Source organism: Streptomyces cyaneofuscatus (assembly GCF_000718135.1).
GTDB classification, from domain to species: Bacteria; Actinomycetota; Actinomycetes; order Streptomycetales; family Streptomycetaceae; genus Streptomyces; species Streptomyces cyaneofuscatus.
In genome coordinates this window covers 126,213-140,836 of record NZ_JOEM01000013.1, presented here as the reverse complement: position 1 = coordinate 140,836, position 14,624 = coordinate 126,213, and the positions used below count along the sequence as shown (strand labels likewise).

The 14,624-nt window shown below is 72.4% G+C and carries 13 protein-coding genes; 6 read left to right on the top strand and 7 right to left on the bottom strand.

The genetic code is table 11. The features are described from left to right. Positions 1 to 60 precede the first annotated feature (60 nt). From IF17_RS0121825 to IF17_RS0121815, 3 genes are read left to right on the top strand one after another with little or no spacing between them, the layout of a single operon-like run. On the top strand, positions 61 to 3,450 hold the full coding sequence (locus IF17_RS0121825) for a S41 family peptidase (RefSeq protein ID WP_030568470.1): 3,390 nt from the start codon (positions 61 to 63) through the stop codon (positions 3,448 to 3,450). Further along, entirely contained in the window at positions 3,447 to 3,815 is a 369-nt protein-coding gene (locus IF17_RS0121820) for a type II toxin-antitoxin system RelE/ParE family toxin (RefSeq protein ID WP_030568468.1), read from the top strand. The genes IF17_RS0121825 and IF17_RS0121820 overlap by 4 nt, the downstream gene beginning before the upstream one ends. Next, a complete protein-coding gene (locus IF17_RS0121815) occupies positions 3,812 to 4,180 on the top strand; it encodes a helix-turn-helix domain-containing protein (protein WP_030568467.1) in 369 nt (122 codons plus the stop codon). The genes IF17_RS0121820 and IF17_RS0121815 overlap by 4 nt, the downstream gene beginning before the upstream one ends. Positions 4,181 to 4,199: 19 nt before the next feature. Here IF17_RS0121815 and IF17_RS0121810 read toward each other — a convergent pair whose 3' ends face one another. The 5 genes from IF17_RS0121810 to IF17_RS0121790 all read right to left on the bottom strand — a co-directional run bounded on the left by IF17_RS0121810 (position 4,200) and on the right by IF17_RS0121790 (position 9,692). Further along, complete coding sequence (locus tag IF17_RS0121810) at positions 4,200 to 5,663, bottom strand: glycosyltransferase family 39 protein (protein ID WP_078615987.1); 1,464 nt, start codon at positions 5,661 to 5,663, stop codon at positions 4,200 to 4,202. A 235-nt stretch (positions 5,664 to 5,898) separates the two neighbouring features. After that, positions 5,899 to 6,114 (bottom strand): hypothetical protein, encoded by a 216-nt coding sequence (locus tag IF17_RS0121805; protein WP_018515744.1) that lies wholly within the window; start codon positions 6,112 to 6,114, stop codon positions 5,899 to 5,901. A 133-nt stretch (positions 6,115 to 6,247) separates the two neighbouring features. Next, positions 6,248 to 7,141, bottom strand: a complete 894-nt coding sequence (locus IF17_RS0121800; protein ID WP_030568463.1) for an SDR family oxidoreductase — start codon at positions 7,139 to 7,141, stop codon at positions 6,248 to 6,250. After that, complete coding sequence (locus IF17_RS0121795) at positions 7,138 to 8,085, bottom strand: alpha/beta fold hydrolase (protein ID WP_030568461.1); 948 nt, start codon at positions 8,083 to 8,085, stop codon at positions 7,138 to 7,140. Before IF17_RS0121795 ends, IF17_RS0121800 begins: the two co-directional genes overlap by 4 nt. Continuing rightward, a complete protein-coding gene (locus tag IF17_RS0121790; protein ID WP_030568459.1) occupies positions 8,082 to 9,692 on the bottom strand; it encodes a flavin-containing monooxygenase in 1,611 nt (536 codons plus the stop codon). Before IF17_RS0121790 ends, IF17_RS0121795 begins: the two co-directional genes overlap by 4 nt. 169 nt (positions 9,693 to 9,861) lie before the next feature. On the opposite strand from IF17_RS0121790, the gene IF17_RS0121785 reads away from it, so the two are divergent. Next, positions 9,862 to 10,503 carry a MerR family transcriptional regulator gene (locus IF17_RS0121785; protein WP_030568457.1) on the top strand — a complete coding sequence of 214 codons (642 nt, stop codon included), beginning with the start codon at positions 9,862 to 9,864 and terminating at the stop codon, positions 10,501 to 10,503. A gap of 11 nt (positions 10,504 to 10,514) precedes the next feature. On the opposite strand, the gene IF17_RS0121780 is transcribed toward IF17_RS0121785, so the two are convergent. Continuing rightward, complete coding sequence (locus IF17_RS0121780; protein ID WP_030568455.1) at positions 10,515 to 11,330, bottom strand: exodeoxyribonuclease III; 816 nt, start codon at positions 11,328 to 11,330, stop codon at positions 10,515 to 10,517. 50 nt (positions 11,331 to 11,380) lie between these two features. Here IF17_RS0121780 and IF17_RS0121775 point away from each other — a divergent pair, with 50 nt between their 5' ends. Next, the gene (locus IF17_RS0121775) at positions 11,381 to 11,869 is read left to right on the top strand and encodes a GNAT family N-acetyltransferase (protein ID WP_030568453.1); all 489 of its coding nucleotides are present in this window, start codon (positions 11,381 to 11,383) and stop codon (positions 11,867 to 11,869) included. Positions 11,870 to 11,873: 4 nt separating this feature from the next. Here IF17_RS0121775 and IF17_RS0121770 read toward each other — a convergent pair whose 3' ends face one another. Continuing rightward, positions 11,874 to 13,364: a sigma-70 family RNA polymerase sigma factor gene (locus IF17_RS0121770; protein WP_030568451.1), complete on the bottom strand. Its 1,491-nt coding sequence runs from the start codon at positions 13,362 to 13,364 to the stop codon at positions 11,874 to 11,876. A gap of 166 nt (positions 13,365 to 13,530) precedes the next feature. Here IF17_RS0121770 and IF17_RS0121765 point away from each other — a divergent pair, with 166 nt between their 5' ends. After that, on the top strand, positions 13,531 to 14,589 hold the full coding sequence (locus tag IF17_RS0121765; RefSeq protein ID WP_030568450.1) for a helix-turn-helix domain-containing protein: 1,059 nt from the start codon (positions 13,531 to 13,533) through the stop codon (positions 14,587 to 14,589). Positions 14,590 to 14,624 lie beyond the last annotated feature (35 nt).

The following is a 14,624-nucleotide window of genomic DNA, read 5'->3' as shown; positions in this document are numbered from 1 at the left end:
TTTCGCTTGTGGGCTGCACCACAAGTTGCCCCGGGCCCCTCGCGCGGAAAGCATTGGGGGGTGAGTGACGACGTCGCGTATCTCCGGTTCCCGCACCTCCACCAGGACATGCTCTGCTTCGCCGCCGAGGACGACCTCTGGGTCGCCCCCCTCGCGCCGGCGGGCCACCGGCCGGGACGGGCCTGGCGGGTGACCGTCGACCGGACCCGGGTCAGCCATCCCCGCTTCTCGCCCGACGGCACCTCCATCGCCTACACGACCTGGCGCACGCTCGACCCCGAGATCCACCTCGCCCCGGTCGACGGCGGCCCGGCCCGCCGGCTCACCCACTGGGGCTCGACCGACGCCCGGGTCTGCGGGTGGACGCCCGACCCGGCCGACTCCACCCACATCCTCGCCGTCTCCTCGCACAACCAGCCGTTCTCGTACTTCTCCTGGGCCTACAGCGTCCCCACCGACGGCAGCCCGGGCGGCAGGCTCCCCTGGGGCCCGGTCTCCGACATCGCGGTCGCCGACCTCGACGGCGAGCGCCGCACCCTGCTCCTCACCGGCACGCCCCCGCACGAACCGGCCGCCTGGAAGCGCTACCGGGGCGGGGCCATGGGGCGCCTCTGGCTGCACGGGGAGCGACTGCTGCCGGACATCGACGGCCACCTCGCCTCGCCGATGTTCGTCGGCCGGCGCATCGCGTTCCTCTCCGACCACGAGGGCGTCGGCAACCTCTACTCGTGCGGGACCGACGGCACGGACCTGCGCCGCCACACCGACCACGACGCCTTCTACGCCCGCAACGCCGCGAGCGACGGCCACCGGGTCGTCTACCAGTGCGCCGGTGACCTCTGGCTGGTCGAGGACCTGGAGTCGCCGGACGCCACCCCGCGCAAGCTGGAGGTACGGCTCGGCGGGCCGCGCACCGGCCGGCGCCGCCACCAGGTGCCCGCCGCCAGCAACGTCGACTCGCTCTCGGTCGACGAGACGGGCCGGGCCAGCGCCGTCACCGTGCGCGGCAGCCTCTACTGGCTCACCCACCGCGACGGCCCCGCCCGCACCATCAGCGACACCCCGGGGGTGCGGGTGCGGCTGCCGGAGATGCTGGGCAGCGGGGGCCAGGTCGCGTACGTCACCGACGCGGACGGCGAGGACGCGGTGGAGATCGCCTACCTGCCGCGCGCCAGCGGCGACCGGGCCCCGCGCCGACTGGCCTCGGGGCAGCTGGGCCGGGTGCAGGAGATGATCTCCGACCCGGACGGCGAACGCCTCGCCATCGCCTCGAACGACGGCCGGCTGCTGCTCCTGGACACGGGGGAGCCGGAGGTGGCCGAGGTGGCGGACCGGGGCCCCAGCGGCTCCACCCGCGCCGACCTCTACGCGGCCACGGGCGCGGCCCGCCTGGACAGCGCGGCCCCGGTCGACGAGCACCCCGGCCTCGCCGAGCTGATCCGCTCGGTCAACGGGCCCGTCCGCGACCTGGCCTTCTCCCCCGACGGCGACTGGCTGACGTGGTCGCACCCGGGCATCGGCCGCTCGCTGCGGCAGATCAAGCTGGCCCGGATCTCCGGCCCCGGCGCGCCGGTGATCGTGGACGTCACCAACGGCCGCTTCGAGGACGAGAACCCGGTCTTCACGGAGGACGGCCGCTATCTCGCGTTCCTGTCCTGGCGGGGCTTCGACCCGGTGTACGACGTCCACACCGGCGACCTCTCCTTCCCGCTGGGCTGCCGCCCGTACCTGGTCCCGCTCTCCTCGGCCACCCCGTCCCCCTTCGCGCTCTCCCCGGACGGCCGCCCGGCGGCGGGCGGTCTCGACCCGATAGACGTTCCGGACACCGGAGGTACGGGCGAAGGGTCCACGGTCATGGTCGAGTTCGAGGGCCTGGAGAGCCGGGTGACGCCGTTCCCGGTCTCCGCCTCGAAGTATTCGGCGCTGCACCCGGTGAGCGGCGGCGGTCTGGTCTGGCTGCGCTGGCCGATCTCGGGGGCGCTGGGCGAGACGTTCGCGAACCCGGCCGACATGTCGGGGCGGCCGACGCTGGAGCACTTCAACATCGCGAAGGCGCGGAAGACCGAACTGGTCGACCACCTCGACTGGTTCGCGGTCAGCGGCGACTGCTCGCGCCTGGTCGTGATGGACGACGGCGAGCTGCGCGCCGTACCGGCGACGGAACCGGGCGACAGCGACTCGACGGTCTACCTGGACCTGCGCCGCATTCTGCACGAGGTGGACCCGGGGGCGGAGTGGCGGCAGGCGTACGGGGAGGCGGGCCGGATCATCCGCTCCTACTTCTGGGAGCCGGACATGTGCGGCATCGACTGGGACGGCGTACTGGACCAGTACCGCCCACTGATCGAACGGGTCGCCTCCCCCGACGAGTTCGCGGATCTGCTGCGCGAGGTGCTGGGCGAGCTGGGCACCTCGCACGCGTACGTCTCCCCCGCCCGCCGCAACGAGGGCCCGCCGCACTACCAGCGCGCGATCGGCCTGCTCGGCGCCAACCTGGTCTGCCGGGACGGGGCTTGGGTGGTCCAGCGCATCCTGCCCGGCGACTCATCGGACTCCAAGGCCCGTTCCCCGCTTGCCGGTACGGGCATCCGCGAGGGCGCGGTCCTCACCCACGTGGACGGCCGTCCGGTGGACCCGGTGACGGGCCCGTACCCGCTGCTGACGGCGGCGGGCGGCACGACGGTGGAGCTGACGTTCACCCCGGCGGGCGGGGGCCCCTCGCGCCGGGTGGCGATCCTGCCCCTGGTGGACGAGCGCCCGCTGCGCTACCAGGACTGGGTGGCCAAACGGCGTGAGGTCGTACGGGAGTTGAGCGGCGGCAAGTGCGGCTATCTGCACATCCCGGACCTGGGCGGCTCCGGCTGGGCCCAGTTCAACCGGGACCTGCGCCTGGAGGTCTCCCGCCCCGCGCTGATCGTGGACGTACGGGGCAACGCGGGCGGCCACATCAGCGAGCTGGTGGTGGAGAAGCTCACCCGCAAGATCCTCGGCTGGGACCTGACCCGCAACGCCCAGGCGGTGAGCTACGCCTCCAACGCCCCGCGCGGCCCGGTCGTCGCCCTCGCCGACGAGGCGACCTCCTCCGACGGCGACATGATCACCGCCGCCTTCCGGCTGCTGAAGCTCGGCCCGGTGGTGGGCCAGCGGACCTGGGGCGGGGTGGTCGGCATGACCGGCCGCCACCGGCTCGGCGACGGCACGTCGATCACGGTGCCGATGAACGCGGCCTGGTTCGACGCGTACGGCTGGTCGGTGGAGAACCACGGCGTGGAACCGGACGTGAAGGCGCTGCGCACCCCGCTGGACTGGGCGGAGGGCCGGTACGCGGTCCTCGACGACGCGGTCCGCCTCGCCCTGGACCTCCTGGCCGCCCACCCGGCCTCGACCCCACCCTCGTACGACACGGCCCCGAACCTGCGGAGGCCGCCGCTGCCGCCGAGGAGCGGATGAGACGGGGGGTCGAAATCGAGCCGGAGGTCCGGCAATGGCCGGAGTTACTCCCGGACGCGCACTACGACAGGACCGAGCGCGCCGTTGACATGCTCCTGGCCCAGCCGACGACTCTGGGGGAGCCCTACGCCCGACACCTCGGCGGCAAAGTACGAGAACTGCGTTTCACCATGGACGGCAACGCGGTCCGCATCACGTACTGGCTCGCTCCCGACCGGCGCATCGTCCTGCTGACGGTGTTCCGCAAGACCCGCCAACGCGAGGACAGCGAGCTCGAAAGAGCCCGGCAAGCGCAGCAGGCATGCGAAGCCGACCACGGCCCTGCCGAGCACAGCTACGACCGGAAGAAGGAGGAGAGCCCGTGAATCACTCCGCTTGGAAGACCCGCCGGACCCGGAAGCTCCTGGGCGAGACGGTCGAGGAGTCCGCCGCCTACGTCGAGGCCGGACACTCCTTCGCCCTCGGCCAGGCTGTCCACGACCGCCGCACCGCGCTCGGCCTTTCCCAGGCCGAGCTGGCGCGCCGGGCCGGGATGAGCCAGCCGCAGATCTCCAACATCGAAGGCGGCGACTCCGTCACCACCCTGGCGCTGTTGACGCGTCTCGCCACTGCGCTCGACGCCTCACTGACCATCGACCTGGATGGTGACATGTCGGCTTTCGTCTTCACTCCGCACGAACCCCGCCGTCCGGACGATGCGGGGACGAGGGGACAGTCCTCCGCAGCTTGATCACAGTCCGGGTGGTGGCTCAGCGGGCTCCCGTACGCCGCTCGTAGACCGTGACCCGGCGCCCTCGGGCCTGTTCGTCGGCGACGGGCCTGAAGTGGGTGCGCAGCACGGAGGTCTTCGCCCTCTCCCGTGCGGTGGCGGGCGGGCGTGCCACCCCGGGGGCGTCCGTCACCAGCAGGATGCGTCGCTGGGCCAGCATCACCGCCCGTATCCGGTCCGGCCGCGCCTCCGTGCCCTTCAGGGTGCCGGACTCCTCCGGGCCCCGCGCCAGCGCTATGTCCCGGAGGCCCGCGAAGGCGTCCGGGGAGACCAGCCGGGTGTCCCGCCGTGCCGCCGGGATGAACAGCACCGCGTCGCCGGGCTTCTTCATCCGCCGGATGTCCCCGGCGGCGGCGAGGACATCGTCCACCCGGCTCGCCGGGGACCGTTTGGCGAGCGCCTGGGGCAGCAGGGCCGCCACCGCCACGGCCATCACCACGGGGAGGACCCAGGGCGCGGCCCGCGGGCGGCGACGCGCCACGGCCTCGACCGCCGCACCGATGGCCACGCCGATCAGCAGGGCGAGACCCAGCAGGCTGAAGAGGACGTACCGGTCCAGGAACAGCGGCTGGATCAGGGAGAGTCCGACGAGGCCCAACTGCGGCACCGCCAGCAGCGGCAGCCCGACGGCCGCCGCCGAGAGCCGCCGCGCCCGGGGGCGGTCGAGGAGGGCGCCGACGCATCCGATGACCAGCAGGATCGTGGGGCCGATCAGCATGTGCCAGGTCAACGGCGGTATCCAGGACACCTGCGCGGACTGGCTCCGGCTGAACAGGACCAGCGGCAGTACACAGGTCGTGGCGGCCAGGGCGGCGCCCGTCCAGCGTCTGCCGGTGGCGCGGTCCGCCCGGCTCCAGAGCAGGGTCGCCAGGTGCGCCGGGAGGATCATCAGCGAGAGCCAGTTCAGCAGACCGCCCAGTGCGACCGCGGAGCCGTAGGCCACCCAGTGCACCGCCCTGCCCCGGCCCTCCAGCAGGGTGACCAGGAGCAGGGTGGCGATCCCGGCCCCGGCCGCGACCAAGGCGTACGGCCGCCCCTCCTGGAGGTAGAACTGCACGGCCGGCAGCAGCCCGAGGGCCAGCCCGCCCCCGAGGCCCGCCCACGGACCGGCCAACCGGTGGCCGAGGGCCGCCACACAGGACGCGGCCACCGCCATGGCCACCACCGACGGCAGCCGCAGCACGGCGGTGCCGGGCCCGAACAGGTCGAACAGCCCGTGCATCAGCAGGTAGTAGAGCCCGTGCACCACATCGACGTTGCCGAGCATGTGCACGGTCTCGGCCGTGGAGCGCCGGGCCACCTGCCAGGTCGCGGCCTCGTCCCGCCACACACTGTCCTGCCGCGACAGGCCCCACAAGCCTAAGGCGAAGGTCCAGAGCGCCGGTACCGAGCGGACGAGAAGAGGACTCGGCGACGAAGGACGCACCGTATGAGCTGTGGACACGAAGAAGCGGGCTTTCCGGAGCGGCTGTGGCGCAGGGCAGGGTGACAGAGACCCTCAGGCCCCCGCACCGACCCTGCATCGTACGCACAGCAGTTCCGGAATCGATCGAACAATCGACACCCACCCGGCTCCGGACAGCAAGAAGGAGGCGCATCCGGTCACCCGGATGCGCCTCCTGACGCGACGCGCACGCACGCGCACAGCGCAGCGCGCACGCGTCACACCTCAGCGACCGTCAACGGTCGAAGCGCTCGCGCGCCTGGTCCGTCGCGTCCTGAGCCCGGTCCCGCAGGCCGGTCGACGCGTCGGAGCCGTGCTGCTGCTGGTCACGGTTGCGGTCGCGACCCTTCGAGCCCCGCTCCTGGGCCTCGTCCCTGCCCTGACCGGCCTTCTGCTTGGCCTGGTCGGCGAGGTCCTGCGCCTTGTCCTTGAACTGGTCTGCGATACCCATGCTGTTCACTCCTGTGGGATGCCTGGGGTACGTGGGGAATGGCCCCCAGCGGGGCCGTGCTCAGCGTTACACGCCCCGACATCCCGCGCATTTCGGACCGCTACCGACCGTCACGTAGGGCCCGTAGGCCCACTTACGTACGGTCGGTACGCTCCGCCCGCGCGTCCTGGTCCGCCGCTCCCCCGGCCCCCACCAGCCCCTTGGACACCGTGTGCAGGCGCGGCTCGAAGCGCCGCATCTCGCGCTGTCCGCCGACCGCGATGACGGACGGCAGGTAGCCGCGGACCGACTGCATCCCGCGCAGCCACCACTGCGCGTACACGTGCGGGGAGCGCCGCGCGATCCCGTCCACGATGCGGTCGACGGCCGGGCCGAGCGGGTACGTCCGGTTCATCGGCCACGGCAGCCGCTGGCGCAACTCCCGCATGACGTCGTCCTGGTCGGCGCCGCGCACCATGTCGGTGTCGGTCCAGGAGAGGTAGCCGACGCCGACCTTGACGCCCTTGTAGCCGACCTCCGCGCGCAGGCTGTGCGCGAACGCCTCGACGCCCGACTTGGAGGCGCAGTACGCCGTCATCATCGGCGCCGGGGTGATCGCGGCCAGCGACGCTATCTGGAGGAAGTAGCCGCGGCTCTCCATCAGCACCGGCAGGAACGCCCGCCCGGTGACCGCCCCGCCGATCAGGTTCACCTCGATGACCCGCCGCCAGGCGTCCGGGTCCGAGTCGACGAACGGGCCGCCCGAGGCGACCCCCGCGTTGGCCACGACCACGTCGACCTTGCCGAACCGCTCCTTGACCTCGCGCGCCACCTGGGCCATCGCCGTGTGGTCGGTGACATCGGCGAACCAGTGGTCGCTCTCGCCGTGCAGCCGCTCGGAGACCTTCTTCAGCTCGTCCGGCTCCAGGCCGACGAGCGCCAGCGTCGCCCCGCGCGCCGACAGCTTTCGGGCCAGCAGCTCGCCCACGCCCCGGGCCGCGCCGGTGACGACGACGACCTGGCCCTCCAGACTCCGCCTGCTGCTCATGCGACATCCTCCTTCTCGGACGTGGCGGCCGACGAAGCCGTCCGGTTCGCGACGTACCGGGTGGTCAGTTCCCTGAGCTTCGCCGTGACGGCCTCCGGGGCCTCCACCGGCGTCATGTGCCCCATGCCGGCCAGCTCGGTCAGCCCGAGGCCGACCGGCAGCGCCGCCGCGATGGCCCGCGCGTGGACCGGCGGGGTGAGCCGGTCGTCCGTACCGGCGATGACCGCCGTCGGCACCCGCAGTTCGCGCACGTCCGCCGTCACGTCCAGCTCGGCGAGTACGTGGCCCCATCCCACCCGGGCGCGGCGCGGGCAGGCGTGCACGATCCGGGCGCAGACGTCGACCCTCTCCGGGGCCGAACCGGCGCCCATGGTGGCGTACTTGAGGAGCTTCTTCGAGACCGGGGTGACCGGCCCGAGCGGCGCCTTCGCCCCCAGGACCGCGGCGGTGAGCCGGGTCCGGAACGCGCTCGCCCGCAGCGGGAGCACGAGGGCCTCGGCGGTCAGCCGGCCGCTGCCGGTGGAGCAGAGGAGGACCGCCGCCGCGTGCTCGCGCAGGCCGGGGCGGCGGGCCGCGGCCATCAGCGTCATCCCGCCCATGGAGTGTCCGGCCAGCACCGCCTTCCGCCCGGGGGCGAGGGTGGCGGCGAGCACCGCTTCCAGGTCGTCGGCGAGCGCGTCGACGCTGTAGCCGCCGGGGCCGGGGTCGGGGGTGAGGCCGTGGCCGCGCTGGTCGTAGGCGATGACGCGGTGGTCGGCGGCGAGGTCCCGGATCTGCGCGGCCCAGAAGTGGGTGTTGCAGGTCCAGCCGTGGGCGAGGACCACTGCGGGGGCGTCCTCGGGGCCGTGCAGCTCGACGTGGATGCGGGAGCCGTCGGCGGACCGTACGAAGAGTTCGCGCGCGGGGACGGGCGGGGCGTCGTCGCGGTGCAGGAGCCGGCTCATCGGGCGGCCTCCTCGACGACGTTGCCGCCGCCGGACTCGACGGATTCCGCGGACGCCACCGAGTCCCCGGCGGTCACCGTCTCCCGGTCGGTACGGCCCGGCTGTGCGGGTACGTGGACGCCCCCCGGCTTCGCGGCCGCCCGGATGACGTCGTACTCCGCGAGGTCCACCGACCGCGTCTGCCGCCGGAACTCGCCCGTCGTGCCCGGCCAGACCGTCGTGTTGCGGCCCTCCGCGTCCAGGTACCAGCTGGTGCAGCCGCCGGTGTTCCACACCGTGCGCTTCATCCGCTCCTGGACCTTGTGGTTCCACGCGGTGACGGCGGTGGAGCGGGCGCCGAGCGCCGCGCGGCCGCCGAGCACGTTCAACTGGCGCAGGTAGTCGGCCATGTAGTTCAGCTGGGACTCGATCATCAGGATCATCGAGGAGTTCCCGAGGCCCGTGTTGGGGCCGATGATCGTCATCCAGTTGGGGAACCCGGCGGCGGTCGCGCCGCGCAGCGAGTTCATCCCGTCCTTCCAGGACTCGGCGAGCGTGATGCCCTCCTCGCCGACGACCCGCTCCGCGATCGGCATGTCCGTCACATGGAAGCCGGTGCCGAAGATGATCGCGTCGACCTCGGCCTCGCTGCCGTCGGCGGCGACGACGGTGGAGCCGCGTATCTCGCTGAGCCCGGAGGCCACGACGTCCACATTGGGCTGGGCGAGGGCCGGGTAATAGGTGCTGGAGAGCAGGATCCGCTTGCAGCCGATGCGGTAGTCCGGGGTCAGCTTGGCCCGCAGCGCCGGATCCTTGATGGCCCGCGCCATGTTGGACTTCGCCAGCTTCTCCACCAGGCCCAGCTGGTCGGGGTGCTTGGTGAAGGCGCTGACCTGCAACTCCCGTATGCCCCACAGCAGTCCACGCCGTGCGGTGCCGGTCGCGGGTATCGCCCGGTGCAGTGCGCGCTCGGCCTTGCTGATGGTGCGGTCGACGCGCGGCATCACCCACGGGGGCGTGCGCTGGAAGAGCGTGAGCTTCGCGGTCTTCGGCTGGATCGCCGGCACGATCTGGATGGCGGAGGCGCCGGTGCCGACCATCGCGACCCGCTTGCCCGCCAGGTCGTAGTCGTGGTCCCAGCGCGCGGAGTGGAAGACCTTGCCGGGGAAGGAGTCCAGCCCGGGTATGTCGGGCATCTTGGGGTCGGAGAGCGGCCCGGTGGCGGAGATGACGACATCCGCGCGGAGGGTCGTGCCGTTGGCGGACTCGATCACCCAGTACAGATTCTCCTTGTCCCAGCTCATCAGCTTCACCTCGTGGTTCAGCCGGATGTGCGGGCGGAGGCCGAAGGTGTCGGCGACGCGCTCCAGGTAGGCCCGGATGTGCTCCTGGCCGGAGAAGGTGCGCGGCCAGTCGGGGTTGGGCGCGAAGGAGAACGAGTAGAGGTGGGACGGTACGTCGCAGGCGCAGCCCGGGTAGCTGTTGTCGCGCCAGGTGCCGCCCACCGATCCGGCCCGCTCCAGGACGACGAAATCGGTGATGCCTTCGCGGCGCAGCCGGACGGCGGCCCCGAGGCCCCCGAATCCGGTACCGATCACCGCCACACGTACGTGTTCCTGCTGGGCCATGCTGCCGCCTCCCCGCGGTACGTCACGCGATTACGCCAGCAATCACTGGCATGGTTCGGAGAGTAGAGCAGGCTCGTACCGATGGGTAGGGGTCGGACCGAGGAAAGTTACTGGCGGTACAACATAGGGTGCCCCTGTGGCTGAAGGACGCGAGCACCGCGAATACCGCATGGAGGAGCTGGCCAAGGAGGCCGGCATCACCGTGCGGACCCTGCGCTTCTACCGGGAGCGCGGCCTGATCCCGCCACCCCGCCGTGAGGGCCGGATCGCCTGGTACGACGACCACCACCTGGCCCGCCTGCGGACCATCACGGGCCTGCTGGAGCGCGGCCACACCCTGAACGGCATCGCGGATCTGGCCGCCACCTTCGAGAGCGGGCGCGATGTCGCCGAGGTGCTGGGGCTCGGCGAACCGACCGAGGAGACCCCGGTCCGGCTCACCCCGGAACAGCTCGCCGACTACTTCGAGGGCGAGGTCACCCCGGAGAACCTGGCCACCGCCCTGGACCTGGGCTATCTCGCCACCGACGGCGACGAGATCGTCCACATCAGCCGCCGCCTGCTGGAGGTCTCGGCGGAGCTCGTACGGGAAGGGGTGCCGCTCGCCACGGTGCTCTCCTCGGGCCGCCGCGTCCGTGAGCACGCGGACGCTCTCGCCGAAATCTTCGTACGCGTACTGCATGCCCACGCGGCGGAGACCGAACCGGCCCAACTCCGGCCACTGGCGCGCGCGGTGGTGGACGCGGAGCTGTCGATGGCGCTGGACCGGAGGCTGCGCCGCGAGGACGGCACACAGCCTCCGAAGGCGTAACGGCCCCTGCGCTACCGCTCGTAGACGACCGTCACCGGCGCGTGGTCGCTCCACCGCTCGCCATGCGTGGCGGCCCGCTCCACCCACGCCTTGACCGCCCGCGCGGCGAGCCCCGGCGTGGCGATCTGGTAGTCGATGCGCCAGCCCGCGTCATTGTCGAAGGCGCGCCCCCGGTAGGACCACCAGCTGTACGGCCCCGCCACATCCGGGTGCAGCTGCCGCACCACATCCACGTACGCGGCCTCCGCGAAGACCCGGGTCAGCCAGGCGCGCTCCTCGGGGAGGAAGCCGGAACTCTTCTGGTTGGCCTTCCAGTTCTTCAGGTCGGCCTCCTGGTGGGCGATGTTCCAGTCGCCGCAGACCACGACCTCGCGGCCGTCCGCCGCCGCCCGCGCCTTCAGACCTTGGAGGTAGGGCAGGAAGGCCGCCATGAAGCGCTCCTTCTCCTCCTGCCGCTCCGTGCCGACCTCACCGGAGGGCAGGTACAGGCTCGCGACGGTCACGCCGGGCAGGTCGATCTCGACGTACCGGCCGCTCGCGTCGAACTCCTCCGCCCCGGGCACGTCAAACCCGCCGAAGCCGATCTGGACCCGCTCCGGCGCCTGCCGGGAGTAGAGGGAGACCCCGGCGCGCCCCTTGGCGGCGGCGGGCGCGTGCACGGTGTGCCAGCCCTCGGGGTCACGGACCGCCTCGGCCAGCTGGCCTGGCTCGGCGCGGACCTCCTGGAGGCAGACCACATCGGCGTCGGTGCCCGCCAGCCATTCCACGAAGCCCTTCTTCGCGGCGGCGCGGAGGCCATTAACATTCACAGATGTAACAGTCAGCATCCAGAAACAGTACCTACCCCACCCCCACTCATAGATATACGATAATCAGCATGAACATCCGCCCGTCCCGCTTCGACCACCCCGACGCCGTCAAACTCAACGACCAGGTCCAGCTCGAATACGCCGAGCGCTACGGCGACGAGGGCGATGTCACATACCTCGACCCCGCCATGTTCGTTCCGCCGCACGGTCTGTATCTGCTCGCCTACGACGAGCTGGAGCGCCCGGTGGCGACGGGCGGCTGGCGGACGCAGGACCGTAACGAGGAGGGGTACGGGGACGGCGACGCCGAGATCAAGCGGATGTTCGTGATCCCCGAGGGCCGTGGCCGGGGCCTCGCCCGCCGGATGCTCGCCGCTCTGGAGGAGGACGCCCGGGCCGCGGGCCGGCTCCGGATGGTCCTGGAGACGGGCGACCAGCAGCCGGAGGCGGTCGCGCTGTACACCTCGTGCGGCTACACGGTCTGCGAGCAGAAGTTCGGCCACTACCGGGAGTACGAGAGCAGCATCTGCATGGCCAAGCCGCTGCGACAGCCGTAACCCCTCATTGCGGTGTGGCCAGCACCTGCGTCCAGTAGGGCCCCCGCGGCGAGTCCGCGATGCCCACGCCCACGTGCGTGAAGTTGCAGTTGAGGATGTCGTCGTCGCGGCCGGAGCTGCGGCGCCACTCCTCGACGACCTCGGCCGGGTCGGCGTTCCCCGTGGCGATGGTCTCGCCCACGGCGGTCCACAGGTAGCCCGAGTCGGTCACCCGGTCCCCCATGCCCCGGCCCGTGGAGTCGGTGTGGCCGAAATAGTCGTGCGCCGCCATGTCCGCCGAGTGGCGCTGGGCGACCTCGGTGAGCCGGGGGTCGGTGGTCAGCTGCGGGCAGTCGTTGTGGGCGCGCAGGGTGTTGACCTCGGCGACGAGGCGCGTCTCGGGACGGGGCTGCGCCCGGGGCGCCGGGCGCGGTGACGGCGGCGGGGCCACGGTGGCGGACGGCGAGGCGCTGCGGGCGGACGGGCTCGGCGTGGGCGACGGCGTGGAGGCGGGCGTCGGGGACGCGGACGGGGTGGCCGGCACGGTGACCGCGGGCGGCGCGGGCGCCGGGAGCTGCGTCGTACCCCCCTCGGCGCGGGGCGCCGGCGGGGCGGGCGCCGAGGGCCACAGGAGTACGGCGATCGAGGTCACGGCGGCCGCGGCGGCGGCGAGCCCGGCCGCCTTCCCCGCCGAGAACGCGGCCGGAGCCACGGCCGGGGCGACAGCGGCGGCGGCGTGCTGGCCGCCTTCGTACAACGGCACCACCAGAGCGAGCCCCGACAGCAGCCCCTCCGGCGGTACGAGCCCCGAGCTGGTCGCCGCGCAGGAGGCGCAGCCGCGTATGTGGCGGGCTATGCGCTTGCGCCACAGGGGCGTGGGCACCTCGTCCCAGTCGGCGACCAGGTCGTCCAGGGCGGGGCAGCGGGGTTCGGCGGCGAGGGCCCGGACGACCGCGCGCCCGATGTCGAGCTGGTTCTTGACCCGCTGGACGCGTACGGCGGCGTGCTGGGGCGGGAGGCCGAGGGCGTCCGCCAGCTCGGCCCGGGTGAGCTCCCCCGTCGTCTCCAGCCACCACAGCGAGAGCACATCGCGCTCCGCCTCGTCGAGCCAGCGGGTCGCCTCGGCGGTCTCGCGCCGCTGGCCGGAGAGCTCCAGGCGCAGGATGGTCAGGTCGACGAAGTCGGCGGCCGGGTCGGCCGGCTCGTCGGTCTCCTCCAGCGCGGCGGGGCGGTGGCCGAGGACGGACCAGCGGGTGCGGACCTGGTTCATGGCGATGGCCACCAGCCAGGACCGGAACCGGGTGGGATCGCGCAGCGAGGAGAGGCCGGAGAGCGCGCGGAGCATGGTCTCCTGCACCACGTCGTCCACGTCCGGGTGGCCGTTGAGGGCGCGGCCCACGACGTTGTAGACGAGCGGCAGGTAGAGGGCGGCGAGCCGCTCCCCGGCCGCCTGGTCCCCGTCCCTGGCCGCGACGACCAGTGCGGTGACGTCCACGCCGTTCACGCTGTTCACCACGTGCTCACTTCCTCGGGCCGTGCGGAGGACGCCGGGCAGCGCATCCCCGGAGTGTGGGGCAGGTCACTCCTGGGGGTTTTGTTATCCGGTCCCTTTCCGGTGGTCAACCAGTATGCGGGGACCTTACGGGCGCCCCGCGGCGGGAGTGCCGGGATGGGGGAGGGACATGTCGAGCAGGATGGAAGCCGGCGTCGGTCTGCCGGACGCGGAGGGCGCGCGGAGCGCCTCGGGTGCCACGAACGCGCGTGATCTGCGGAAGGCGCTGAAGGCCGGGGCGGCCGGAACACCGCCTCACGACGAGTCGTCGGCCGCCGAGACCCCTCTCCCGGCCTCCGACGCCTTCCCCGCCGCCCTGAGGGAGGCGCTGGGCCGCCGCGGCCTCTCCCTGGAGCGGGTGAGCGAGCGGCTCAGGGCGCGCGGCATCGGCGTCAGCCAGGCCACGCTGAGCAGTTGGCAGCGCGGCCGCAGCCAGCCGGAGCGGGCCCGGTCGCTGCGGGCCGTGGAGGTGCTGGAGGAGATCCTGGACCTGCCGGGCGGGGCGCTGCGCTCGCTGCTCGGCCCGCGCCGCCCGCGCGGCCGGGTCGCGCCGGCCCGGGGCGAAGGGGCGGCCCTCCAGGTGCTGGGCGAGGACTCGGTGGTGGAGAAGGCGCTCGGCGAGCGGTTCCGCCACTTCAACCAGGAGACCGGCTCGCTGCTGATCCACGACGTGGTGACGCTGGGCGCGAGCGGGACGCTGAGCAACCTCACCACGACCAATGTGCTGCGGGCCAATCGCGCCGGAGCGGACCGCGCGCTGTTCGTGCTGAGCTTCGACGACGAACAGGCCGAGCCGCTCGACATCCGCGTCACCAGCGGCCGGCTCGGCGAGGCGACGTACCTCAAGGGGCTCAAATCCCTGGTGCTGGAAATCCACTTCGGCAGGGAACTCGCCAAACTGGATACGACCGTGGTGAGTTACGCGGTCGATGTGAGCCCGTCCCGGGAACCGGCCACCCACTACGAACGCTGGTCGCGGGCGAATCTGCACGAATATCTTCAGCAGGTCTTCTTCCATCCGGACGCGCTCCCCTCGGGCTGCCGGCGGTACTTCCGGGACCAGGTGGGCTCGCCGCCCCGTGCGCAGCGGCGCATTTCGATGAACGATTCCCACAGCACCCATGTGCTCGCCTCCCGCTGCAAACCCGGAGTGCACGGAGTGGCCTGGGATTTCGACACCGGAGAATAGGCTGAATCGAATCGTGGAAACGGGAGACCGCCCAG